Annotated in this window: 24 protein-coding genes; 11 read left to right on the plus strand and 13 right to left on the minus strand. The window is 74.0% G+C overall.

The genetic code is table 11. From position 1 onward, the window contains the following. Positions 1-138: 138 nt before the first annotated feature. The 7 genes from ACEPPI_RS26100 to ACEPPI_RS26130 form a co-directional block, all read right to left on the minus strand. Positions 139-357: a hypothetical protein gene (locus ACEPPI_RS26100; RefSeq protein ID WP_373917695.1), complete on the minus strand. Its 219-nt coding sequence runs from the start codon at positions 355-357 to the stop codon at positions 139-141. 55 nt (positions 358-412) lie between these two features. Continuing rightward, positions 413-781 (minus strand): hypothetical protein, encoded by a 369-nt coding sequence (locus tag ACEPPI_RS26105; protein ID WP_373917696.1) that lies wholly within the window; start codon positions 779-781, stop codon positions 413-415. Positions 782-902: 121 nt separating this feature from the next. After that, positions 903-1,487, minus strand: a complete 585-nt coding sequence (locus tag ACEPPI_RS26110) for a hypothetical protein (RefSeq protein ID WP_373917697.1) — start codon at positions 1,485-1,487, stop codon at positions 903-905. 256 nt (positions 1,488-1,743) lie between these two features. Continuing rightward, on the minus strand, positions 1,744-2,847 hold the full coding sequence (locus ACEPPI_RS26115; protein ID WP_373917698.1) for a PucR family transcriptional regulator: 1,104 nt from the start codon (positions 2,845-2,847) through the stop codon (positions 1,744-1,746). Positions 2,848-2,924: 77 nt separating this feature from the next. After that, entirely contained in the window at positions 2,925-3,170 is a 246-nt protein-coding gene (locus ACEPPI_RS26120) for a hypothetical protein (RefSeq protein ID WP_373917699.1), read from the minus strand. A gap of 43 nt (positions 3,171-3,213) precedes the next feature. Beyond that, the gene (locus tag ACEPPI_RS26125; protein WP_373917700.1) at positions 3,214-3,966 is read right to left on the minus strand and encodes a CbtA family protein; all 753 of its coding nucleotides are present in this window, start codon (positions 3,964-3,966) and stop codon (positions 3,214-3,216) included. A gap of 204 nt (positions 3,967-4,170) precedes the next feature. After that, positions 4,171-4,386 (minus strand): CbtB-domain containing protein, encoded by a 216-nt coding sequence (locus tag ACEPPI_RS26130; RefSeq protein ID WP_266840147.1) that lies wholly within the window; start codon positions 4,384-4,386, stop codon positions 4,171-4,173. Positions 4,387-4,629: 243 nt separating this feature from the next. Here ACEPPI_RS26130 and ACEPPI_RS26135 point away from each other — a divergent pair, with 243 nt between their 5' ends. Beyond that, entirely contained in the window at positions 4,630-5,109 is a 480-nt protein-coding gene (locus tag ACEPPI_RS26135) for a histidine phosphatase family protein (RefSeq protein ID WP_373917701.1), read from the plus strand. Positions 5,110-5,172: 63 nt separating this feature from the next. Here the strand turns inward: ACEPPI_RS26135 and pucL are convergent, their stop codons facing one another. Then, positions 5,173-6,090: a factor-independent urate hydroxylase gene (pucL, locus tag ACEPPI_RS26140; RefSeq protein WP_373917702.1), complete on the minus strand. Its 918-nt coding sequence runs from the start codon at positions 6,088-6,090 to the stop codon at positions 5,173-5,175. A 263-nt stretch (positions 6,091-6,353) separates the two neighbouring features. Continuing rightward, complete coding sequence (locus tag ACEPPI_RS26145; RefSeq protein WP_373917703.1) at positions 6,354-7,706, minus strand: aspartate aminotransferase family protein; 1,353 nt, start codon at positions 7,704-7,706, stop codon at positions 6,354-6,356. Positions 7,707-8,026: 320 nt separating this feature from the next. Here ACEPPI_RS26145 and ACEPPI_RS26150 point away from each other — a divergent pair, with 320 nt between their 5' ends. Then, positions 8,027-8,494, plus strand: coding sequence for an ATP-binding protein (locus tag ACEPPI_RS26150; RefSeq protein WP_373917704.1), 468 nt, complete (start codon positions 8,027-8,029; stop codon positions 8,492-8,494). Positions 8,495-8,512: 18 nt separating this feature from the next. Here ACEPPI_RS26150 and ACEPPI_RS26155 read toward each other — a convergent pair whose 3' ends face one another. Next, positions 8,513-9,445 carry a SigB/SigF/SigG family RNA polymerase sigma factor gene (locus ACEPPI_RS26155; protein WP_373917705.1) on the minus strand — a complete coding sequence of 311 codons (933 nt, stop codon included), beginning with the start codon at positions 9,443-9,445 and terminating at the stop codon, positions 8,513-8,515. Between the two features lie 341 nt (positions 9,446-9,786). Here ACEPPI_RS26155 and ACEPPI_RS26160 point away from each other — a divergent pair, with 341 nt between their 5' ends. Beyond that, the gene (locus tag ACEPPI_RS26160; protein WP_373917706.1) at positions 9,787-10,782 is read left to right on the plus strand and encodes a DUF5937 family protein; all 996 of its coding nucleotides are present in this window, start codon (positions 9,787-9,789) and stop codon (positions 10,780-10,782) included. Positions 10,783-10,874: 92 nt separating this feature from the next. After that, positions 10,875-11,267, plus strand: coding sequence for a molybdopterin-binding protein (locus tag ACEPPI_RS26165; RefSeq protein WP_373917707.1), 393 nt, complete (start codon positions 10,875-10,877; stop codon positions 11,265-11,267). 67 nt (positions 11,268-11,334) lie between these two features. Here ACEPPI_RS26165 and ACEPPI_RS26170 read toward each other — a convergent pair whose 3' ends face one another. Continuing rightward, positions 11,335-11,988, minus strand: coding sequence for a TetR/AcrR family transcriptional regulator (locus ACEPPI_RS26170; protein WP_373917708.1), 654 nt, complete (start codon positions 11,986-11,988; stop codon positions 11,335-11,337). Positions 11,989-12,088: 100 nt separating this feature from the next. Here ACEPPI_RS26170 and ACEPPI_RS26175 point away from each other — a divergent pair, with 100 nt between their 5' ends. The 3 genes from ACEPPI_RS26175 (at position 12,089) to ACEPPI_RS26185 (ending at position 14,810) form a co-directional block, all read left to right on the plus strand. Then, a complete protein-coding gene (locus ACEPPI_RS26175; RefSeq protein WP_373917709.1) occupies positions 12,089-13,123 on the plus strand; it encodes an aldo/keto reductase in 1,035 nt (344 codons plus the stop codon). A gap of 235 nt (positions 13,124-13,358) precedes the next feature. Continuing rightward, positions 13,359-13,787, plus strand: a complete 429-nt coding sequence (locus tag ACEPPI_RS26180; RefSeq protein ID WP_373917710.1) for a hypothetical protein — start codon at positions 13,359-13,361, stop codon at positions 13,785-13,787. Positions 13,788-13,934: 147 nt separating this feature from the next. Further along, positions 13,935-14,810, plus strand: a complete 876-nt coding sequence (locus tag ACEPPI_RS26185) for a ribonuclease BN (protein WP_373917711.1) — start codon at positions 13,935-13,937, stop codon at positions 14,808-14,810. Positions 14,811-14,820: 10 nt separating this feature from the next. Here ACEPPI_RS26185 and ACEPPI_RS26190 read toward each other — a convergent pair whose 3' ends face one another. Further along, complete coding sequence (locus tag ACEPPI_RS26190; RefSeq protein WP_373917712.1) at positions 14,821-16,074, minus strand: hypothetical protein; 1,254 nt, start codon at positions 16,072-16,074, stop codon at positions 14,821-14,823. 282 nt (positions 16,075-16,356) lie between these two features. On the opposite strand from ACEPPI_RS26190, the gene ACEPPI_RS26195 reads away from it, so the two are divergent. The 4 genes from ACEPPI_RS26195 to ACEPPI_RS26210 all read left to right on the plus strand — a co-directional run bounded on the left by ACEPPI_RS26195 (position 16,357) and on the right by ACEPPI_RS26210 (position 20,995). Continuing rightward, positions 16,357-16,725, plus strand: a complete 369-nt coding sequence (locus ACEPPI_RS26195; RefSeq protein ID WP_356210917.1) for a hypothetical protein — start codon at positions 16,357-16,359, stop codon at positions 16,723-16,725. Positions 16,726-17,023: 298 nt separating this feature from the next. Further along, the gene (gene helR / locus ACEPPI_RS26200) at positions 17,024-19,207 is read left to right on the plus strand and encodes an RNA polymerase recycling motor ATPase HelR (RefSeq protein ID WP_373917713.1); all 2,184 of its coding nucleotides are present in this window, start codon (positions 17,024-17,026) and stop codon (positions 19,205-19,207) included. 488 nt (positions 19,208-19,695) lie between these two features. Beyond that, entirely contained in the window at positions 19,696-20,214 is a 519-nt protein-coding gene (locus ACEPPI_RS26205; protein WP_373917714.1) for a hypothetical protein, read from the plus strand. Between the two features lie 49 nt (positions 20,215-20,263). Further along, positions 20,264-20,995 (plus strand): PucR family transcriptional regulator, encoded by a 732-nt coding sequence (locus tag ACEPPI_RS26210; RefSeq protein ID WP_373917727.1) that lies wholly within the window; start codon positions 20,264-20,266, stop codon positions 20,993-20,995. Between the two features lie 100 nt (positions 20,996-21,095). On the opposite strand, the gene ACEPPI_RS26215 is transcribed toward ACEPPI_RS26210, so the two are convergent. After that, positions 21,096-22,241, minus strand: a complete 1,146-nt coding sequence (locus ACEPPI_RS26215) for an FAD-dependent monooxygenase (protein WP_373917715.1) — start codon at positions 22,239-22,241, stop codon at positions 21,096-21,098. Positions 22,242-22,353: the final 112 nt, after the last annotated feature.

A 22,353-nucleotide genomic window follows, 5' to 3' on the forward strand; every position in this document is an offset into this window, starting at 1 on the left:
CCCACCCGACCGGGACCCCCCGCCCACCCCCCACCCCCCACAACCCCCCCACCCCCCCCGCCCCCCCCCCCGCCCCCCCCCCCCCCCCCCCCCCCCCCCCCCCCCCCCCCCCGCTCCATGCGGTGGCCTCCCCGATGGCTAGGCGGCCGGGGAGGCCGGGCCCGGCCTCGCTCCCGCCTCCGGCTCCTCCTCCCGGCCCGCGGACGTGGCCGTGGTCGCGGTCGCGACCACCGCCTCGGGGCCGGCCGGCCGCGGCGCGGATGCCGGCCGTTCCGGGGTCGGGCGGACCGGCGGGGAGTGGCGGGCGGCCTCGGCGCGGAGCATGGCGTTCAGGGCGGCGTACGGGTCGATGGGCATGGCGGAACCTCACGGTGGTTCGGGAGTGTGGGGGACGCGCTGCTGCTCGGTCCGCTCAGCAGCGCAGGACCACGCTCCGAACCGTCCGCGGGGATCCTGCCGGTGCCGTCTCCCCGCCCCGGGCCGCGTGCGGCGGCCGGGCCGCATCGCACACGTGTTTCACGTGAAACATCCCCGGCAGCCGCCGGACGGCGGGCGTCGTACGCACCGCCGTCCGTACGGCCGCGCGGGCGTCGGAGTCCGCTGCCCCGTCCGACTGCCCTTCGGTGGGCTCGGCGGGGGCGGAGGAGGCCGAACGGGAGTCCGCGGCCAGGGCGGAGGCCGTACCGGCCGCCGGACCGGCGCCGAACAGGCACAGCAGCGCGACGCAGGCCACCGTCAGGGCCCGCGCCGCCACCGTCCGCGCGTACCGCGCACCGCTCATGACGCCCTCCATGCCCCGGCGCACCGGGCGGCTCCCCCGCCGGGCCCCAGAAGCCCCCGACCGGGGGACGAAGACACCCCCCTCGGCTGACGTCCGCCACCGCCCCACCGGGACCCCGCGCTCAGCGGGTGCGCAGCGGCCCGGTCAGCCGCGCCAGGACCGTGGTCTCCCCGCTGATCAGCCGCAGCCGGGCCCGCCCGGGCCGGTCGGCGGAGCCACCGACCACGCCGGGCGAGATCCGTTCGACGGTGAACACGGCCGTACGGTGGTCCGCGCGCGGGATCTCGATGGTGCGCCCCCGCCGCAGCTCGGCGAGCGGCAGCCCGTCCCCGCTGACCACGGCGGTGCCCGCGCTGCCGGGCACCGGGCCCTCGGGGTCCCAGCCGGCCACGCCCTCGGCGTTCTGCGGGCCCCGCGCCAGCGGGAGGTCCACCCCCAGGCTGGGGATGCGCAGCCGCAGCGGGCGCGAGGCGCGCAGCGGTGCGGCGGACACCCCCCGGGGCCCGGTGCCCGGACCGTGCGCCCCGGAGTGTTCGAGCCCGCGCACGAGCCGCCGGTGTCCGGACAGACCCAGCGCCCGGGAGGGCAGCGCGTCGGCGGTGCCGGTGGTGGCGGACTCCGCGCCCTGACTGCCGCGCAACAGGCCCACTCCGGTGCAGATCAGAGTGACCGTCAGCGCGGCGACGATCCACTGGGCGCGGGCCATGGCGTTCCTCCCGGGCCGGCTCGGGCGGCCGGTTCCTGTGAGCAGTGGACCGCTCCCGGGCGCCCGGCACCGCACGGGCACGCCCGGAAGTGACGGTTCGTCACCGGCGTGTCGTGGCCGTGCGCCGGTGTCTTCGCAGCTCGGGGCGGTGCGCCGGGTGCGCTCCCGGTGGGTCGACGCCGTGCGCCCGAACGGGTGAGGGCGGACCCGGCGGTGCGACGGCCCCCGCCCCGCGCCGCCCTGCAGGGCGGCGCGTTCACGCCCCTGACGCGGCGTCCGGGTCCGCGCCCGCGTCCGGCGGCAGGGGGTGCGCGGGCCAGTCCAGCAGCCGGGCCCCGATCGCTGCCGTCTGCAGGGTGTACCGCTGCACGGGATCCCCGGGGTCGTGGCCGGTCATCCGGTGGATCCGCTCCAGCCGGTAGGTCAGTGCCCGCACGCTCAGGCCCAGCCGCCGGGCCGACTCCGCGGCCACGCACCCGGAGTCGAAGTACGCCGCCAGGGTTTCCAGCAGCGGCCCGGCCCCGCCCCGTCCGGCCCGCAGCGGCCCGAGCACGCTCAGCACCAGGTCGGCCAGGGCGGCCCGGTCCCGGGTCAGCAGCGGGAACACCAGCAGGTCGGCGGCGCGCAGTACGGGTCCCTCGAAGCCGAGCCGGTCCGCGAGGCCGAGGGCGTCGCGGGCCTCCTCGTACGAGGCCGCGATCCCGCCGGTGCCCGGACGCGGGCGCCCGATCGCGACGAGCCCCGCGCCCGGGAGCGCCGCGCACGCCTGCCGCGCGAAGTGGACCGGCACCTCGTCCCGGTCGCCCGGGGCCACGCAGACCAGCAGGCCGCCCTTGGTGGCGAGGAGGGCGGCGCCGTCCCCGAACCGCCCGGTCAGGGCCGCTTCCACGCGGCGGGCGGCCGGGCCCGCGTCCTCGCAGGGCTGCGGGCCGCGCGCGACGGCCACCGTGTACGCGGGCGACGGGGACGGTCCGAAGCGCGAAGCCCGTTCGGCGAGGCGGCAGGGGTCTCCCCGGCCGAGCAGCAGGTCGTCGACGTACTCCCGGCGGGCGGCCTCCTCGCGGCGCACCAGCAGGTGCCGGGCCCGCTCGTAGCCCTCGGCGAAGGCGTCCACGGCCTGCTCCGCCGCCGCCAGCACGGGGTCCGGGGCGCCGTGCCCTTCGAGTGCGGCCCGGGTGGCGGCGAGATGGGCGCCGACGAGGGTGCGCAGCCCGTACCCGGCGGCGGCGGCCCGCGCGCCGAGGGCCCGCCGGGCGGCGAGTGCCTCGGGGCCGGGGCGGCGTCCGGTGGTCCGGACGTCCGCGAGGATCCCCGCGTACCCGGTCAGATATTCCTCGGGTACGTCCCGCCCTGACGCCACACCAGCTCCCCGCTCCGTTCGAACTCCCATTGTCGCCAGGGGGTTCACGGGGTCCCGGGCCGGGGCGGGCAAGGCGCTCAGATCACCACGAACGCGACCGCCGCCGCCCCCATGAGGGCGGCGGCGAGGTGGATCGCGGGGTGGCCGTAGTCCCCGAACCAGAGTTGGCGGGCCAGTCCGCCCAGGGCGGCCAGTGCGGTGATGACCCCGATCTGCGCGAGCAGGGTCGCGGCCGTGAACGGGGCCAGGACCAGGAGTAAGGAGTTCAGCCAGAAGGGTGCGGCGCCGGTCCAGCCCCGCCAATACCAGATCGCGGTCGGCATGTCCCGGCTCCCACCTTCCACACCCGCAACAGGCGTGTCGTGCTCAACTCATCGGCTGTACAGCCTCCTGGGGTGCGGCGGCCGGGGCAATAGCGCGTTCGGCTAGAAATCCGAAGGCCAGGCCGAAAGTCGTCCACAGGGCCACCTGGATACCCAGCGAGGCGAGGCGGAACTGCCAGATCAGCGCGGCCGGGAAGTCGGCCGGCACCTCGTTGATGCCGGGGAGCAGGGCGTAGGCGATGCCCACCGCCACGACGAAGGACAGCGAGGCGGCGATCGAGGCGTTCCAGTTGCCCAGGGAGGGGGCCAGACGCCGCCCCAGGATCAGGGCACCCGCCGCGAGCAGCATGCTCAGGGCGATCATCAGGACGAACAGGGTGGTCCGCCGCACGACCGTGTCGGGGTCGCCCACGGCCGGCGGGTTGGCCGGGTACTTGAGGAACGGGACCAGGTTCACGGTGAGGAACAGGCCCCCGGAGACCAGCGCGGCGGTGGCCCGCGGGCCGAAGCGGCCGAGCCGGCCCAGGGCGTAGCAGAAGACGAGCGCGGCGATGCCGCCGAGCGCGACGCCGTAGAGGAGGGTGCCCGTGCCGAGGCCGGCCGTGGCCTGCAGGGCGCGGCTGACCGGGGCGTCCTCGGCGTGGTCGTGCCCGGCGGAGGCTGCTTCCTCGATGGCGATGGCGGCGTCCACCTTGGACTCGCCGAGGACGTACGCGACGAGGAAGGCGGCCACGCCGGCGAGCAGGCCGGCCAGCATGCCCCGGATCAGCAGGACACGTGGGGAGATGCGGTTCATGCGTCGGTTTCCCTTGCTGGGGCGGAGAGGGGGGAGCGGGGGATCTCCGGGGTCCACAGGGCAGGCGGAAGCGACGCGTGGGCCGTACGGCGCTCCGCGGGTGCGTGTCCCGCGGAGTCACGCAGGGGACGGGCCCTGCGCGGAGCCGTACCGGCGCCGCGCGCGGGGGAGTTCCCGGCGGCGCGTGGACCGGGGATCAGCCGGTCAGTGGCAGGGGAAACCGAGCAGGTGACGGCCGTCGTGCATCCACTCGTGGATGGTGTCGCCCTGGAAGACCGCGGTGGCACCCTGTTCGGCGCCGACGAGGTACAGCAGGACCAGCATGAGGACGCCGACGAACAGCGCCCAGGGGGCCAGTTCCTTCAGGGACAGGGGCGTGACGGCTACGGGCGCCGACGTGGGCACGGCGGAGTGGGCCATGGCAGGACCTCCAGGGGGAACACGCGTCCCGGTCAGTGGTGCTCTTGACGAAGGTGGCGGGTCTGACTTCCCTGCCCGCACTGCTGCGGGAGGACTCACAGTGGCGCGACCGTGCCGGAATTTCACCGGTACTTCCGTCATACCTTCGTCATGTCGTCCGAGACCGTACCGCGCCCGTGGCCTGAACACCACGGCGCATGTCCGCCGTCTCACGCCGTGGGCGCGCGCTCTACGCTCCCTCACATGCCCGAGACGACACCCCCGGTCCCGCCGAATCCACCCGTACGGCTGCACCTGACCACGCCCCCGCTCGACTCCGCCGCCCGTCAGGGCCGGTTCGGGTACGGGGACCCGTGCCCCGGCCACGCCGGTCTGGCCGGCCCGGCCACCGGGGACTGGGCGGGCCGGACCCTGGAGGAGGTCGCCGCCGAGGACCCGCAGGGGATCCGCGCCTGGCTCACCGATCCGACGTACGCGCCCCCGGGCGGCGGGGAGTCCGTGGCCGCGCTGATCGCCCGGACCGGGGCGCACCTGGCCGCGCTGCCGCCCGGTCCGCACGACGCGGTGGTCGGGCAGGCCGTCGTACGGGCCGCGGTGGTGTGGGCCCTGGAGCTGCCGGAGCGGGCCTTCTGGCGGCTCGACGTGCGGCCGCGGACCGTGACCACCCTCAGCGGCCGCTCCGGCCGCTGGAACCTCCTGGTGGGCCGCCCGGCCGGGGAGTGAACAGCACGACGGCCCGGACCCCGCGACGCGGTCCGGGCCGAACGGTGCTGCGGGGCAGTGGTGTTACGCGACGATCCAGTCGGACGTGGCGATCACCGGCTGCACGCCGTCGCGGTGGATGGTGCCCTCGATCAGGCCGTACGGCCGGTCCGCCGCGAAGTACACCTCGTTGTCGTTCTTCAGCCCGAAGGGCTCCAGGTCGACGAGGAAGTGGTGCTTGTTGGGGAGGTTGAGGCGCACCTCGTTGACCTTGGGGCAGTTGTCGAGGACGCGCTCGGCCATCTGGTTCAGGGTCTGCTGGAGCGAGTACGAGTAGGTCTCCGCGAAGGCTTCGAGCATGTGCTTGCGGACCTTCTTGTACGACCCGTCCCAGTCGAAGTCCGCGTCGTCGGCGGCCAGCGCCGAGTGCGCCCAGCGGGAGGTGACCTTGGTCGCGAGGATGCGGTCGTACGCTTCCTTGAGGGTCGTGTACTTGTCCTTGATGTACCCGTGGAACTCGGAGTTGGTCGAGTTCATCACCGTCAGGTCCTTCAGGCCGGAGATGACCTGGAGACCGGTGGTCTCGCTGTAGGTGATCTGCGCGGTGCGCACCTCCTGGCCCTTGCGGACGAAGGAGTGCTGCTCCTTGCGCGTCGGGACCGGGATCCGCTCCCAGGCGAACTCCTCGATGCGGATCTGCGCCTCGCGGATCGGCTGCTGGGAGGAGACGAAGTGCTTGGCGAGGTGGATGCCGAAGGCCTCGGGGGAGGCGATGCCGTGCTCCTTGCCGAAGGCGTACACCGTGTTCTTGGTGGTGTCCGTCGGCAGGCAGTTGGCGTTGTCGCCGGTCAGGTGGACGTCGCGGAACTCACCGCGGAGCGCGACCGAGACGTTGAGGTCGCGGATCTCGTGCCAGGAACCGTCGCTGCCCTTGCGGGTCACCTTCACGATGCGGTTCTCGGCCTTGCCGTACTGGTTCTGGGCCAGGACGTGCTTGCTCATGCTGTCTTCCTTCGGGTACTCGGGAACACGGAGTCCGATTGGTCTGGATCCCGTACGCCCGGCGTCCAGCGCGCGTCCCGACCGAAGACGTGCCGCTCCCCGCCGTTCGGCCCCTGGGGGCCGCCCCGGGACTGACGTGCATCCCGGTCCGTAGGTGCTGAGTGGTACTGCACGGATTGCAGCATGTGTACGGGGGGTTGACCACCGCACGGATCATCCGAACACCAGCACCCACGGATTGGGCGACCGTACAGAACAGCAGGTCAGGCCATGTGCGCGTCGGCGACCGAGAGGGCCTCGTCGAGGACGGCCAGGCCCTTGGCCACGTCCTCGGCGGAGACGTTGCAGGGCGGGGCGACGTGCATCCGGTTCCCGGCGAGGAGCGGCCACAGACCGCCCTTCTTCAGGGCCGCCCCGAAGGCCGCCATGGGTGCGTTGTCGGCGCCGGAGGCGTTGTACGGGACGAGCGGCTCGCGGGTGTCCGCGTCCCGTACGAGTTCCAGTGCCCAGAAGGTGCCCAGTCCGCGGACCTCGCCGACCGAGGGGTGGCGCCCGGCGATCTCGCGCAGGCCCGGTCCCAGCAGTTCGGCTCCGGTGCGGGCGGACCGCCCGACGATGTCCTCCTCCTCCATCGTGTTGATCGTCGCGACGGCGGCGGCGCAGGCCAGCACGTGCCCGGAGTACGTCAGCCCGCCCGGGTAGGGGCGGCGGGCGAAGGTCTCGGCGATCGCGGCGGAGATGGCGACCCCGCCGAGCGGCACGTAGCCGCTGGTGATGCCCTTGGCGAAGCAGATCAGGTCGGGGGTGACGTCCCAGTGGTCGGCGGCGAACCAGGTGCCGGTGCGCCCGAAGCCGACCATGACCTCGTCGAGGATGAAGACGATCCCGTAGCGGTCGCAGAGCGCCCGCACGCCCGCCAGGTAGCCGGCCGGGGGCACGAGCACGCCCGGGGCGCCGCCGACGGTCTCCAGGATGATCGCGGCGATGGACTGCGGGCCCTCGAAGACGATCGTGTCCTCCAGGTGGCGCAGGGCGCGCTCGCACTCCTCGGCCTCGGTGGTGGCGTGGAAGGGCGAGCGGTAGAGGAACGGGCCCCAGAAGTGCACGACGCCGGCGGTGGCGGTGTCGTTGCCGAAGCGGCGGGCGTCACCGGTGAGGTTGATCGCGGTGGAGGTCGCGCCGTGGTACGAGCGGTACGTGGACATCACCTTGGGCCGGCCGGTGTGCAGCCGGGCCATCCGGACGGCGTTCTCGACCGCCTCGGCGCCCGCGTTCGTGAAGAAGATCTTGTCCAGGTCCCCGGGGGTGCGCTCGGCGATCAGCCGGGCGGCCTCGGAGCGGACGTCGACGGCGAAACCGGGCGCGACCGTGCACAGCCGGGCGGACTGCTCCGCGATCGCGGCCGCGACCTTGGGGTGCTGGTACCCGATGTTCGTGTAGACGAGCGCACTCGAAAAATCGAGGAAACGGTTGCCCTCGTAGTCCCAGAAGTACGAGCCCTCGGCGCCGGCGACGGCCAGCGGGTCGATGAGCTCCTGCGCCGACCAGGAATGGAAAACGTGCTTCCGGTCGGCGTCTTTCACGGCGGCGAGGGCGTCGGCGGCTTCTGCGTTCATATATCGAGGGTAGTTGTCCAGGATGTGGACCCGGGGGTGCCTCCGCCGAGGCGTGGCCGAGGGGTGACTTGACGGACGGGGGCCGCGCCGCTCGACGGGTTCCCGCCCTCGTCGTAGCGTCGCCGTCACCGGCCGCTCCACGGGGGAGAACGGCGGAAAACTCATGGTGGGGCCCCGTTCGGTGGCCCCCGCGACAGCGGGGGCCACCGAACGGGGCCCCGTCGTGCATGGGGGATCCGGCCACCGCGTGGTGGGATTTGTCCGTCGCCCCCGGGGGTAGGTGCGGCGCCGGGGGACGGGCGGCGGAGACGGGAGAGCCTGTGGCCGAGCAGACGCGGAAGCTGGTCCTGGGCGGTGGCACGGCGGGTGTCGTGACCCGCTGCCGGGACTTCACCCGGCGTGCCCTCGCCGACTGGCACTGGCCCGCCGGCGCCGAGGCCGAGGAGGACGTGCTCCTGCTGGTCTCCGAGGTGGTGACCAACGCCTGCCTGCACGCGGGCGGCCCGCGCGAGCTGGTCCTGCGGCACGCCCCCGGCCTGCTGCGCGTGGAGGTCACCGACGACAGCCCCGAACCGCCGGCCCCGCGGCCGCCGGACCGGGCGCGGCCGGGCGGGCACGGCCTGATCCTGCTGCAACGGCTCGCCCGGGGGTGGGGCTGCGTACCGTCGCCGCCGGGCAAGACGGTGTGGCTGGAGGTCCCGGGCCCTGCGGCCCCGGCCCCCGCCGGGGACCCGGCAGGGCCTCTGGCAGGGCCTCTGGCAGGGCCTCTGGCAGGGCCGGGCGCGTAGGCGGGGCGGCGGCCCGGTTCAGGCGGCGTCGGCGGCTCCGGGAGCGGCCCGGGGAGCGGCCCGGGGTCCCTCGGGGGCCTCGGCTGACCCAGGGGCCCCCGTGGCCCCGCCGGCCCCGTCGGGCCCGTCGGTGAGGAGGCCGCAGCGCAGCCACGTCAGGGTGCGGTGCAGCAGCCGGGACACGTGCATCTGGGACAGCCCCAGCCGCTCCCCGATCTCGGACTGGGTCAGCTCCTGCCCGAACCGCAGCGCCAGCAGTGTCCGCTCCCGCTCCGGCAGCCCCGCCAGCATCGGCTTGAGGGACTCCAGGAACTCGATCAGGTCGTACGCGGGCTCCTCCGCGCCCAGCGAGGAGCGCTCGGTCTGCGGGTCGTGCTCCGGGTCGTCCTGGGCCGGGGCGTCCAGTGAGCGCGCGGAGTAGGCGCAGGCGGCCTTGCGGCCCTCGCCGAACTCCTCCGGCGTGACGTGCAGCTTCCGTGCCAGCTCGGCGTCGGTGGGCTCGCGGCCGAGGCCCTGTTCGAGGGCGTCGTGGGCCTTCGCCGTGTCGATCCTCAGCTCCTGGAGCCTGCGGGGGACCTTCACCGCCCAGCTGGTGTCGCGGAAGAACCGCTTGATCTCCCCGCTGATCGTGGGCATCGCGAAGGTGGTGAACTCCACCCCGCGCTCAGGGTCGAACCGGTTGATGGCCTTGATCAGGCCGATCGTGCCGACCTGGACGATGTCGTCCATCGGCTCGCTGCGTCCGCGGAACCTGCGGGCGGCGAACTTCACCAGGCTCAGGTTCAGCTCGACGAGGGTGTTGCGGACGTACGAGTACTCCGCGGTGCCCTCTTCGAGCTCGGCCAGCCTGTGGAACAGGGAGACCGAGAGCGCCTTGGCCTCGCCGGTGGCGACACCGGTGTGATCGCCGTGGTCGGTGAGGTCGAGGTCGGTGAGATCGGTGCGGTTCATCGCTCTGCGCTCCTCTCACGGGGGCTCCCCTCCGGGGAGGCCGTCGTCTTGCGCGGTCGCGACCGTCCTGAGGGATATACCCGCTCCAAAGGGCTGATACCCGTATGGATCTTCCGCAGGCCGCGGGCCGCGTGCGGGGGGCTCCCCTGTGGCCCCCCGTACGCGGCCCGCGCCGGTCTCGTGCGTCCCCTCCCGCGCGGCGCCCGCCGCGGAGTCCGGCACGTCGGCCGGCGCCGTCCGCACCGGAAGGCGCAGAGCATGAGAGGAGCCTGCGGCCCCGTGCCCGGCGGGCCCACTGATTAAGCTCAGACCGAATCCAACTGGGCTGCGGGGGCGGGGACATGGCGACGGGGCTGACCTTCTCGGCGGCGGATCTGGCCCGGACGCGCTTCGCGGTCTCCCCGATGTGGGAGGTCGTCACCAGCTTCCGGCTGCTGAAGGATCCGGCCGGGCGGTCCCTGCACCGGCGCTGGGCGGCGCAGGTGCGGCCCCGGATGCGGTGCGCGGGTCTGCGGGGCGGCTGGCTGGACGAGCTGATCCCGGCGCGCGGCTACCTCGCGGACTTCCTCAACCCGACCCCGGACGGTCCCTTCCCCACCCTCGACGCCGAGTTGGCGGCCATCCGCGCCAGCCGTCCCGAGCAGGTCCTGGCCGATGTCGAGGACCTGCTGCGCACCCGTCCGGGCGGCCCGGGACCCGGCCCCTCACCCCGGCTGCGGCTGCTCCTGGAGGAGCCCCGGGCGGCGCTGGAGAAGGTCACGGCGGAGATCGAGACGTACTGGGAACTCGCCCTGGCGCCCTACTGGGCGCGGATCCGCCAGCTGCTGGAGGCGGACGTCTTCCACCGGGCCCGCCAGGTCGCCGAGCACGGGTCCGCCGCCGTCCTCAACGAGCTGCACGAATCGGTCCACTGGGACGAGGGCACCCTGCACCTGCTGCGCTGCGAGTGCGGGCTGACCCGTGAGCGGTCGGGACCGGGGCTGCTGCTGGTGCCGACGGCCTTCGCCTGGCCCCGCGTCCTGACCCGGTCGGTGGCCCCGGACCCGCCCCAGCTGGCCTATCCGGCCCGGGGCGTCGGCACCCTGTGGGAGCCCCGCCCCGCCTCCTCCGCCGACGCGGTGGCCGGCGTACTGGGCCGTTCCCGCGCGCTGCTGCTGGCGGAGCTGGACAGTCCGGCGTCCACCACCCAGCTGGCCCGCCACTGCGGCCTGTCCGCCGCGGGGGTCTCCCAGCACCTGACGGCACTGCGCAACGCGGGCCTGGTAACGGCGCACCGCGCGGGCCGCTCGGTGCTCTACGCCCGCACCGCCATCGCCGACGCCCTGCTCGCGGCCTGAGGACACGGGACTGACCCAGTGCTGTGACCGGGAAGGTCCACCGGGTCGCGGCGCCCGGCGAACCTTCCCGGCCACAGCACTAGGCTGCCCTCATGGAGTCGTACACGATCGGCCAGGCAGCGCGGCTGCTCGGCGTCAGCAGTGACACCGCCCGTCGCTGGGCGGACGCCGACCGGTTCCCCACCCGGCGCGAGGGGAACCGCAGGATCGTCGACGGGCCCGACCTGGCGGCGTTCTGCGTCGAGGTCGCCCAGGAGGCCGCGGAGGACGAGGACACCCCGCACACGTCGGCGCGCAACGCCTTCCCCGGCATCGTGACCGCCATCAAGCTGGGCTCGGTCGGGGCGCAGGTGGAGGTCCAGGCGGGCCCGCACCGGGTGGTGTCCCTGCTGACCCGGGAGGCGGTCGAGGAGCTGGGCCTGGAGGTCGGCATGCGGGCCACCGCCCGGGTGAAGTCCACCAGCGTGTTCATCGACCGCACCTGAGGCGCCGGGGCCCCGCCCCACCCCCGCATCCGCCCCCGCCCCCGCTGGCCCGGGCCCCGGGCTCGGGTCAGCCGTGCTCCGGTTCCCGTACGAAGGCCCCCGCGCGGGCCGCGGCGACGGCCGCCCGTGCCGCGCGCCCGGCCGCGGCCCCGTCCAGGGGCTGCCCGGTGGTGAGGAAGCGGTAGTACAGCGGCGCGGACACGGCGCGGACCACCTCGGCGGCGTCGGTCCCCTCCGGCAGCTCCCCCCGCTCGACGGCCTGCCGCACGCAGGGCGCCCATTGCGCGACCCGGACCTCGTAGAAGCGGTGCAGGGCCTCGGCCGTGCGCGCGTCGCCCGTGGCGGCGGCGATCACGGCCTTGAACAGGGCCCCCTGACGCGGATCGGTCAGGGTGCGCCGGACGAGCTCGGCGTTGGCGAGCAGGTCCTCGGTCAGCGATCCCGTCTCGGTGCGCGGCGTCGACTGCTCGGCCATGTCCGTCAGCAGGTCCGCGACCAGCCCGGCCACCGTGCCCCAGCGCCGGTACACGGTGGTCTTCCCCACGTCGGCGCGACGGGCGATCTCGGCCAGGTCCAGCCGGTGGAAGCCCTGTTCGGCGAGGGTGTCGCCGGCCGCCCGGAGCACCGCCGCGCGCACCCGCGCCGTACGCCCGCCGGGCCGGACGGTCCCCGGCTCCGCCGGGTCCCCCGCCGTGGGGGCGGCCTCATCAGAAAACTCCATAACGGGGCTCCCGTTCCATTAGTGGCGATCTCCTGTTACGTTGGGATCACCTTAAAGGGTCTGCGGTGCCATTACCGCTTTTGGGGTCGGGGGATGCGTCATGGAATACAGGCAGCTGGGCACGTCCGGTCTCAAGGTCCCCGCCCTGAGCTTCGGAGCGGGAACCTTCGGAGGCCGGGGGCCTGTCTTCGGCGCGTGGGGCACGACGGGCGCGCGGGAGGCCCGCCGCCTCGTGGACATCTGCCTGGAGGTGGGCATCACCCTGTTCGACACGGCCGACGTCTACTCCGCCGGCGCCTCAGAGGAGGTGCTCGGCCGGGCGGTCAAGGGCCGCCGGGACCGGGTGCTGCTGTCCACCAAGGCCGGCCTGCCCATGGGTGACGGCCCAGGCGACGCGGGCACCTCCGGCTCCCGCCTGGTCCGCGTGACCGAGGACGCCCTGCGCCGCCTGGACACCGACCACATCGACCTCTTCCAGCTGCACGCCTTCGACGCCGCCACCCCCGTCGAGGAGGTGCTCGGCGCCCTCGACGGGCTCGTGCGGGCCGGGAAGATCCGCCACGTCGGCGTCTCCAACTTCGCGGGCTGGCAGCTGATGAAGTCCCTCGCGGCCGCCGAGCGGCACGGATTCCCCCGCTACGCCGCCCACCAGGTCTACTACTCCCTCGTCGGCCGCGACTACGAGTGGGAGCTGATGCCGCTGGGCCACGACCAGGGCGTCGGCGCGATGGTGTGGAGCCCCCTCGGCTGGGGCCGGCTCACCGGCGGGCTGCGCCGCGGCCTCCCCCTGCCGGAAGGCAGCCGCCTGCACCGGACCGCCGACTACGGCCCGCCGGTGGAGGACGAGCACCTCTACGACGTGGTCGACGCCCTCGACGCCATCGCGCAGGAGACCGGCCGGACGATCCCGCAGGTGGCCATCAACTGGCTGCTGCGCCGGCCCACCGTCTCCTCCGTCATCGTGGGCGCCCGCAACGAGGAGCAGCTCCGCCAGAACATCGGCGCCGTCGGCTGGGAGCTGACGCCGGACCAGGTGGCCCGGCTCGACGCCGCGAGCCACCGTCCGGCCCCGTACCCGTACTACCCCTACGAGCGCCAGGAGGGCTTCGCCCGCCTCAACCCGTCGCTGGTCTGAGCCGTCGGGCCCGGTCCTGCTCGGCCGCCCGGGACCGGCCCCGGGCCGATCCGCGCGAGGCGCTCGGGGCGCTGATCACCGGGCCGGGCGACCGGAGGGGCCGCTCCCGTCCTCCAGCGGCTGCTCGCGGCGGGTGAGGGTGCGGATGCAGAAGGTGGCGGATGTGTTTATTTTGTGGTTTGTGGTCATAGGTCGTGACTGCGTGGATCTGCCCCCTTTGAGGAAGGCCTCACCCATGAAGCGTTTCCCCGTGATCGGCGTGCTCTGCGTCACCGCGGCGTTCGGTCTCGCGGCCTGCTCCGACAACAGCAGCTCGCCGGCCGAGGAGGCCACCCAGGCGGCCGCGGACCTCTGCACCGACCTGAACGCCCTCAAGGCCGACAACGCCAAGCTGAAGGCCCTGAACCCCGCCGTGGCGACCAAGGACCAGGTGCAGAGCGCCGTCGACGCGGTCCAGAAGGACTGGGAGAACGTCAAGAGCAACACGAAGAAGATGAAGCAGTCGGAGCAGGACGCCGTGAAGTCGGCCGCCGAGGGCCTCAAGAAGGGCTACCAGGACCTGCCCGGCGACACCACCGGCAAGGACGCGCTCACCCAGCTCCAGCCGCAGATCCAGAGCCTCGACCAGGCGGCGGCCAACGCCTCGACCGGGCTCAAGTGCTGACCCGGTGACACCCGCCCGCCCGGTGGGGCCCCCGTTTCCGAGGAGGCCCCCACCGGGCGGCGGCGTGTCGGCGAAATGCGTGACATCTCCGATTTCGCCATGGTTCTCGGGCATGGTGGTGCTCCCGCGCCCCCCGAGGAGTCCTCCGTGTCCGAACCGGAAGCCGTGCCCCGGCGGTTCGCCATCCCCGGCTGGATGCGCAGGCACACCCCGGTGCTCACCCGGCTGATCGAACAGCTCGCGGCCGTCAGGGTGCTGGACTGCGCCACCCGGCTGGCCGCACAGGCCTTCCTCGGCGGGCTGCCCGCCCTCTTCGTCATCGGCACCATCGGCCCGGACTGGATGCAGGACCAGCTGGCGCACTCCCTCCGCGCGGCCATGGGCCTGCAGGACGCGGCCCTGGACCAGGTCCTCTCGGTCTACTCCGCCAAGGACTCCACGACCGCCACGACCACCGGCGCGGTGGGCATCATCGTGACGCTGGCATCGGCCACCGCCTGCAGCCGCGCCCTCCAGCGGACCTGCGAGCGCTGCTGGCACCTGCCCAAGGCCAAGGCCGCCGTCGCGGCCTGGCGCTGGATCGCCTGGCTCACCGTCTGGCTCGCCGCGCTGCTGTTCCAGGGGCCGATGCAGAACGCCTTCGGCACCGGCGCGGTCACCGGTTTCATCCTGGCGGTGGTGGCCGGCACGCTGCTGTGGTGGTGGACCCAGCACCTGCTGCTCGGAGCCCGGATCCCGTGGCTTCCGCTGCTTCCGGGGGCCCTGCTGGCGGGGGCGGGGGAACAGGTGCTGACCGTGGCGTCACGGGTCTACATGCCCCACGCCCTGAACCGCAGCCTGCAGGAGTTCGGCGGCCTCGGGTCGGTCTTCGTCGTGCTGTCCTGGCTGATCACGCTGTTCGTCGTGATCACCCTCGCCATCGCCGTCGGCTACGTGGCCGCGCACGAGCCCCCGTTCGCCCGCTGGCTGGGCACCCCGCCGCGGCCGGCCCCGACGAAGGCGTCGGAGCCGGCCGCGGAGTGACGGCGTACGGTTACCGGTCCCCGTGCCCGGGGCTCCCGGTACCCGGATCCCGCCCGTCGGGCCCGGCCCCGGTCGCGGGCCCTGTCCCCGCTCCGTTCCCGGCGCGGCCGCCCGCCGAGAGCAGCGCGAGCACGGCGAGGGCGACCAGCAGGATGAGCACCAGCAGCAGGACCGTGAGCACCGTCGGGTGGTTCCACAGCGCGAACACCAGCGCCAGCACGATCAGCACGCCCACGGTGAGCGGGCGCCGCCGGGCCTCCACCCAGCCGCCCGCGCCGCCCGTCGTCACCCCGTGGGCGGCGCCCCAGCGCACGGTGGAGTCGGCCTTGCGCTCGGCCCCGCCGCGGACGGCCCGCGGCAGCCGGCCGGCGCCGGACAGGTAGGCGCCGAGCGCGATGACGATCCCGAGGACGAGCGCGGTCCGCAGGCTGACCCGCAGGAACCGCACCAGCGTGTCGAAGACGGCCGCGGCGGCGTCCCGGGACTGGACCTGCTCCGGGAGGTGGTCGAGGTAGTAGCGGCGGGCGACGACCAGCCCGATGGCGACGAGCAGGCAGGCTCCCGCCCCGCACAGCGCCATGACCACCAGGGCCCGGCGGCGGCGCCGGGCGAGCAGCACCCCGGCCGCCGCGAGGACCACGGTGATCACGGGAAGCCAGTTGCCGGCGATGTCGAGGAGCCGGACTCCGCCCCGGATCTTCTGCAGCTTGTCCGAGTGGAAGAGCACCATCTGCTTGTTGACGTCGGGGATCTTCTCGGCCGGGGAGAGCCCCGCCTTCACGAGGTCCTGCTTGACCGTCTCGACGGCCTGGCCCACGTCGAGGGTGACGGTGCCGCCGTCGACGCCGATCGCGCCGCGGCCCTTGCCCGTCAGCGCGCGCACGACGGACTGGTGGGCGACCCGGTTGGCCTGGGTCCAGACCGTGTCGAACGCCTGGCTCGACACGAAGCGGCTCGCCACCTTGGTGACGGCCTGGTCGGCCGCCGAGTCCAGCTGGGGCCCCAGCGCCTTGACCGCCGTTCCGACGCGCGGCGGCAGGCCCTGGGACTCCAGCCACTTGGCCAGGTCCGCGGTGACCTGGGAGCCGTCGATCCGTACGTCGGCCGCCTCCGTGATGCGGTGGACGGCGGCGGCCTCGATCGCGGGGTCCGAGGCCAGCGGGGCGACCGTGGACACGTAGCGGTTGGTGTCCAGCACGATGTCGTGCACCCAGACGGTCAGGAGGGACACCGGTACGAGGAGGCAGGCGAGTGTGATCAGCACGGCGGAAGCGGTGCTGGCGGCGATCCGCCACCCGCGCGACGGCGGGGGTGGAGCGGGAGCCGGGCCCGGGGCCGGAGGTGTGGGCGGGGGTGTGGGCGGGGGCGTGGGCGGCTCGGACGGCAGACTCATGGCCCCTCCCTGGGACGGGGGAGGCGCGACGCCTCTCGCGTCCATTGACGGCCCCCCGGGCCGCGGTCGCACGCCGGGTTGCGCCCACCGGGTGGTGGCTCCGTCCGGATTCGGCACCGTACGGCGCGGGGTCGGTGAATAGAATCGGCTTCCATGTCGAAGCCCGACCAGCTGCTCGTGGACATCGCCGCCCTGGTGGAGTCCGCGCAGAGCAATCAGATGTCCCTGACCGTGGTCACCGGGGGTGGCGTCATCACCGGCCGGCTGGCCCCCGAAGCCGTCTGGAGGCAGCGCGTGGCGGAGGTCCTGACGGACTCGGCCCGGCTGACCGAGTTCTCCGCCGCCTTCACGGGTCCCGCGGGTCCCACGGCCACGGACGGCCCACCCACCCATCTGCACTTCCACGTCGCCCGCATCCTCCAGGGCACCGTGGGCATCCCCGAGACGGGCGGCATGTACCGCGTCGCGATCGAGGACGTCGGCGCCTGGACCGTCGGCGACTTCAGCTACTCCGACAGCTGAGCCGCTCCCGCACCGCACACGGACGGGGCCCCACCGGCACGCGGCGGTGGGGCCCCGTCCGTGCGTCAGGGCGTGGCGGGAGGGGGCTGTCCGGGTGGGCCGGCGCTGCCGCTGGGAAGAAGCCGAATTCCTCGACCCGGCCGCTACCGGGGAGCCATCGACGTGTGAGGGCGCGGAAGACACCAACTCCCCGCCTCTCTCAACGTATAGCGCACCGGGGGGCTTGTGGCAAGGCCCCGGTGCCGGGTCAGAATCGCGGGCCAGGCCACGACCGGCCGGAACAGCGAAACAGGAGAGCATGCACCCCCTGACCCTCAGTGCGGCCACCAGCGCGACCACCAGTGCGTTCGACCTTCCCGAGCACCTCGCCGCCAAGGCCGACCCGGCGTTGACCGCCGGCGACGAGCAGCACTTCGCGGCCGTCACGGAGACGCTCGACGAGGCGATCGCCGAACTCTCCGACCGCCTCGCCACGTTGCGCAAGGCACCCGGAGGCGCGGGCCGGGAGGCGATGGAGCGGGACACGGAGATCCACCGCCTCACGGGCCGCCTGCGCACCCTGCGTCGCTTCGGCCGGGACCTGTGCCTGGGACACGTCGTCGGCGCGGACGGCTCCGAACCCGTCTACATCGGGCGGCTCGGCCTCACCGACAGCTCCGGCCGCCGCCTGCTCCTCGACTGGCGCTCGCCCGCGGCCGAGCCGTTCTTCGCCGCGACCCACGCCAACCCGATGGGCCTCGCCAGCCGGCGCAGGTACCGCTGGACCCGCGGCCGGATCGGCGACTACTGGGACGAGGTCTTCACCGCCGACGGGCTCGAAGGGCGTGCCGCGCTCGACGACCAGTCGGCCTTCATCGCAAGTCTCGGCGGCAACCGCTCCGCCCGGATGCGGGACGTCCTCACCACCATCCAGGCCGACCAGGACGCCATCATCCGGGCCGGCTCCCGCGGCGCCCTCGTCGTCGACGGCGGTCCGGGCACGGGCAAGACCGTCGTCGCCCTGCACCGGACCGCCCACCTCCTCTACTCCGACCCGCGGCTCGGCCGCCGCCGCGGCGGCGTGCTGTTCGTCGGTCCGCACCGCCCCTACCTGGCCTACGTGGAAGACGTCCTGCCCAGCCTCGGCGAGGAGGGCGTGCGGACCTGTACCCTGCGCGACCTCGTCGAGGAGGGCGCCGGCGCCGGGGCCGAGACCGACCCGGACACGGCCCGCCTGAAGGCGTCCGCGGACATGGTGAAGGCGATCGGGACGGCCGTCGCGTTCTACGAGGAGCCGCCCTCCGAGGGGATGACGGTCACCACCGACTGGGCCGACCTACGGCTGACCGCCGACGACTGGGCCGACGCGTTCGACGCCGGACGCGGCACCCCGCACAACGAGGCCCGCGAGCTGATCCTGGAGGAACTGGTCACGATCCTGGGCGACAGGCTCGGCGGCGAGGTCCCGCACGAGGCGCTGCGCGGGTCGCTCCTGCGGGACGAGGAACTGGTCGGGACCCTCGACCGCGCGTGGCCGATGCTCGACGCGGCCGACCTCGTCGGGGACCTCTGGTCGGTCCCCGCCTACCTGCGGCTGTGCGCCCCCTGGCTCGGCCCGGACGACGTCCGCACGCTGCGTCGCGCCGACGCCCGTGCCTGGACGGTGTCCGACCTGCCGCTCCTGGACGCGGCGCGCCGACGCCTCGGCGACCCGGGGGCGTCCCTGCGCAAGCGCCGGCACGACGCCTCCGTCGCCGCCCAGCGCGAACGCCTGGCCGGGGTCATCGACAACGTCCTCGCCGCCGACGACGACGGGGAGGGCGCGGTGACGATGCTGCGCGGCCGGGACCTCCAGGACAGCCTCATCGACGAGAGCGCCCTGCCCGCCGTCGACCCCGAGCCGCTCGCCGGTCCGTTCGCGCACGTCGTCGTGGACGAGGCCCAGGAACTGACCGACGCCGAATGGCAGATGCTGCTGGTCCGCTGCCCCTCCCGGAGCTTCACGATCGTCGGGGACCGCGCCCAGGACCGGCACGGGTTCACGGAGTCGTGGCGCGAACGCCTGGAGCGGGTCGGCCTCGACCGGATCGAGTCGGCCTCCCTGAGCGTCAACTACCGCACCCCGGAGGAGATCATGGCGGAAGCCGAGCCGGTCATCCGCGCCGCGCTCCCGGACTCCAACGTGCCGTCCTCCGTCCGCAGGAGCGGCATCCCCGTCGCCCACGGCCCGGTCACCGCCCTGCGCGAGGTCCTCGACGGGTGGCTCGCCGGACACGCCGAGGGGGTCGCCTGCGTCATCACCACCGGGGACCTCGACGGGGGCACCCTCCCGGCGAGCTCCCGCGTCCGCTCACTGACCCCGGAACTCTCGAAGGGACTCGAATTCGACCTGGTCGTCCTCATCGACCCGGCCGCCTTCGGCGAGGGCGTCGAAGGCGCCGTGAACCGCTACGTGGCCATGACCCGGGCCACCCAGCGCATGGTCGTCCTCACCTCTCCCTGACCCCGCCCCCCGATCGACCGTCGCCCGGACGCGTGACGTGCGGGCCCGGGCGGTTGTCAGGGGCCGGGCGCGGTGCATCAATGGCACCGGCCGCGGGCAGCAGCTCGCGTACACGCCTCCCTCCGGTGAGGAGACCGGGATGTCTCGTTCCTCGCCGTCATCGGCTTCGGCGGGGCACTCGCCGCCACCGGGTCGCGGGGTCTCGCCGCGCTGATCGGCTTCCCGCTCCACCTGTTCGACCTGGGCGGGCCCACCCTGTCCCCGGTTTCCGGGACCACGGCCCTCCGGCCCGCCGCCGGAAGTGGCGGTGGAGGGGCTGGAGTTCGCCTACCGGGGCCGTACGCCTACCGTGAAGGGGACCAGTTCCACCGCGCCCGCCGGCGCGATCACCGCGATCGTCGGTTCTTCCGGATCGGGACAACCTCCACCCGGCCGCCGGACCACCGGCGATCAACCGCCGGTCCCACCCGCACCGAAGGACCTGACGCATGAACGACCCAGACCGGAACCCGACCCCCATCGAGGACACCCGCTTCGGCGGGATCACCGTCCTCCAGGACGGCCAGGACCGCCTGGAGGTCGAGGGCGAGGGGATCCCCCACGTGGTCCTGGAGCGGGACCCCGGGTCGGAAGTGGACCCGCAGACCGCCATCGGCACCCGCGACCCCGCCTTCCTCACGCTGCGGATCGACGGCCGGGAAGCGGAGCTGAAGCCGGCCAAGGGCGCCCTGAGCAGGCGTTCGTACCGGGTGGACGTGGAGTTCGAGGGAGTGGGCTACCGCCTGGTCCCGGACTCGGTCCCCAGCAGCCGGCTGACCCGCGACGGCGCGCACATCGGCGACTTCTCCTCGGACGGCGACGAGCTGGTCATCGCGGAGTGGCGGGAGGACGCCGAGACCCGGCCGCTCGACGCAGCGGTCGGCTACGCCCTGGCGTCGGCCTTCGGCACCGGCGGCCAGCCCATGTGGATGATGATCGTGGACGGCGTGAGCAGCGCGCTGCCCTAGCCCGGGCCGTCGATCGGAGCAGCGGTTCCACGCCGATCTGGTCGAACTGATCGAGCAGGCCGCCCCGCCCGCCACGCTCGCGAACCGGCTGCGGACGGCGGGCCTCGACCCGACCGGCCCGTTGCCGGTCCTCACCGCCCTCACCAGGGGCGCGCTGCGTCCCTGGGACCTGGCGGCCGACCTGGCCGAGAGCGTGCTCGACGAGTGCCCGGACACCCGCACCGTCGTCGCCGGCGGCGAGCACGGACTGAACCTGCTGATCTCGCCCGGCCCCGCCCCCGACGACACCGCCCTCGCCGCCCTCCCGGACGAACGCCTGGCCGGCTTCGATGCGGTCGCCGAGGGCGGCCGCATCGCCTTCGGCCTCGGCGCCCCCGCGGCCGACGCCACCGGCCTGGCCCGAGCCCTGGAGGAGTCCCGCCACTCGGCCCGTCTGGCGGCCCTGCGCCCCGCGCGTCTGTCACTGGTCACGGCACGTGCGCTCGACTCGCATCTGCTGCTGCTCGCGGGTGTCCCCGCCGACATCCGCGCGTCGTACCGACGGCGGCTCATCGGGCCGCTCCAGGAGTACGACGCCGAGCACGGCGCCGAGATGGTCCGCACGCTGACCGTCTTCCTCGAACACAACGGCGCCTGGCGCACCGCCGCCGGCGCCCTCCACATCCACGTGAGCACCCTCCACTACCGCATCGGCCGCATCCAGCACCTCACGGGCCGCGACCTGTCCACCGCCCGCGACCGCGTCGACCTTTACCTGGCCTGCGCGATCGACCCGGGCTGACCGGGAGGAGCGCCCAAGGCGCCCAGCCCCTCCGCGAGCGGCCGGCCCCCGGCCGCGGAACGGGCCGCGGAACGGGCCGCCCCTCTGCCCGTGGGTCCCGTCATGCGGCGTAATCGCGGAGCCCGATGCGTTCGGTACGGGTGTTCTCGGGGGCGTCGGCGGCCAGCATGTCCAGGATCTCCTGGGTCGGGGTGGGCATGAAGAACCGCTCCGCACCCTCGCGGCCCAGTGCCTGGTGCTCGGCGACGTAGGGGCGCATCAGGTGTTCGTACGCGGCGAAGGCCGTGGTGTGGTCGCCGCCCGCCGCCGCCAGTTCACCGGCGAGGACGTACGCGCCCATCAGGGCCTGCGAGGTGCCGCGGCCCGACGGCGGGCCGGCGCAGTAGCCCGCGTCGCCGAGCAGTACGACCCGGCCGGTGGCCCAGGTGTCCATCTCGACCTGGGCGTTGGCGTCGAAGTAGAAGTCCTTCGACGCGGCCATCTCGGTCAGCAGGCGGGGCACCTCCCAGCCCTCGTCCGCGAAACGCCCCGCGACGATCCGCTGCTGCGCCCGCGGGTCGCGGCGGTCATAGGGCAGTCCCTCGGGCGCGGCGAAGTGGAACGCGGCGCGGGCCTCGGTGTTGCCGCGTGCGGTGAAGATGTTCGCCGCCTTGCCCGGGGCGGCGTAGAGCCGGCCGGTGTTCTTCATGCCGAGGTAGTTGTCGAGGCTGAAGACCGCCGTGTAGATGCCGAGGTGGCGGACGAACCGCTCCTCGGGGCCGAAGGCCAGTCCGCGGGTCGTGGAGTGCAGCCCGTCCGCGCCGACGACCAGGTCGAAGCGCCGGGGCTCGCCGTGCTCGAAGGTGACGTCCACGCCGTCGGCGTCCTGGTGGAGACCCGCGAGGGAGTTCCCGAAGACGTACTCGACGTCATCGAGGGTGGCGTCGTACAGCAGCCGGGCCAGGTCGCCCTTGAGGACTTCGAGGTCACCCGCGAAGACCGCGGCGGGCAGGGTGGCGTACTGCCTGCCGTCGGCGTCCACCATCGCCGCGTCGCCCATCTCGGTGTCGAGGGCCCGGATGGTGTCGAGGAGGCCCATCCGGTCGAGGACGTCGAGTGCCTCGCCGCGGAAGTCGACGGCGTAACCGCCCGTGCGCAGGGAGGGGGCCCGCTCGACGACGGTGGGGGCGAAGCCGTGGCGGCGCAGCCAGTAGGCGAGGGCGGGGCCGGCCACGCCGGCGCCGGAGATCAGTACGGTCCTGGTCATTTCGCGTTCCTCTCTCGGGGTGATGTGTACAACGTACAGACGCATCAGGCCCGTTTGAACAGGGATAAGGAGCAAAGCTTCCTAGTGCAGTAAGATAGGCGTGTACTAGTGC

Origin of the sequence: Streptomyces sp. AB3(2024) (genome assembly GCF_041862025.1) — a bacterium.
Lineage (GTDB): Bacteria > Actinomycetota > Actinomycetes > Streptomycetales > Streptomycetaceae > Streptomyces.

Coding starts and splice junctions, on each gene's coding strand:
- ACEPPI_RS26100 (WP_373917695.1), bottom strand. CDS start 357: ATGCCCATCGACCCGTACGCCGCCCTGAACGCCATGCTCCGCGCCGAG.
- ACEPPI_RS26105 (WP_373917696.1), bottom strand. CDS start 781: ATGAGCGGTGCGCGGTACGCGCGGACGGTGGCGGCGCGGGCCCTGACG.
- ACEPPI_RS26110 (WP_373917697.1), bottom strand. CDS start 1,487: ATGGCCCGCGCCCAGTGGATCGTCGCCGCGCTGACGGTCACTCTGATC.
- ACEPPI_RS26120 (WP_373917699.1), bottom strand. CDS start 3,170: ATGCCGACCGCGATCTGGTATTGGCGGGGCTGGACCGGCGCCGCACCC.
- ACEPPI_RS26125 (WP_373917700.1), bottom strand. CDS start 3,966: ATGAACCGCATCTCCCCACGTGTCCTGCTGATCCGGGGCATGCTGGCC.
- ACEPPI_RS26130 (WP_266840147.1), bottom strand. CDS start 4,386: ATGGCCCACTCCGCCGTGCCCACGTCGGCGCCCGTAGCCGTCACGCCC.
- ACEPPI_RS26135 (WP_373917701.1), top strand. CDS start 4,630: ATGCCCGAGACGACACCCCCGGTCCCGCCGAATCCACCCGTACGGCTG.
- pucL (WP_373917702.1), bottom strand. CDS start 6,090: ATGAGCAAGCACGTCCTGGCCCAGAACCAGTACGGCAAGGCCGAGAAC.
- ACEPPI_RS26145 (WP_373917703.1), bottom strand. CDS start 7,706: ATGAACGCAGAAGCCGCCGACGCCCTCGCCGCCGTGAAAGACGCCGAC.
- ACEPPI_RS26155 (WP_373917705.1), bottom strand. CDS start 9,445: ATGAACCGCACCGATCTCACCGACCTCGACCTCACCGACCACGGCGAT.
- ACEPPI_RS26160 (WP_373917706.1), top strand. CDS start 9,787: ATGGCGACGGGGCTGACCTTCTCGGCGGCGGATCTGGCCCGGACGCGC.
- ACEPPI_RS26165 (WP_373917707.1), top strand. CDS start 10,875: ATGGAGTCGTACACGATCGGCCAGGCAGCGCGGCTGCTCGGCGTCAGC.
- ACEPPI_RS26170 (WP_373917708.1), bottom strand. CDS start 11,988: ATGGAGTTTTCTGATGAGGCCGCCCCCACGGCGGGGGACCCGGCGGAG.
- ACEPPI_RS26175 (WP_373917709.1), top strand. CDS start 12,089: ATGGAATACAGGCAGCTGGGCACGTCCGGTCTCAAGGTCCCCGCCCTG.
- ACEPPI_RS26180 (WP_373917710.1), top strand. CDS start 13,359: ATGAAGCGTTTCCCCGTGATCGGCGTGCTCTGCGTCACCGCGGCGTTC.
- ACEPPI_RS26195 (WP_356210917.1), top strand. CDS start 16,357: ATGTCGAAGCCCGACCAGCTGCTCGTGGACATCGCCGCCCTGGTGGAG.
- helR (WP_373917713.1), top strand. CDS start 17,024: ATGCACCCCCTGACCCTCAGTGCGGCCACCAGCGCGACCACCAGTGCG.
- ACEPPI_RS26205 (WP_373917714.1), top strand. CDS start 19,696: ATGAACGACCCAGACCGGAACCCGACCCCCATCGAGGACACCCGCTTC.
- ACEPPI_RS26215 (WP_373917715.1), bottom strand. CDS start 22,241: ATGACCAGGACCGTACTGATCTCCGGCGCCGGCGTGGCCGGCCCCGCC.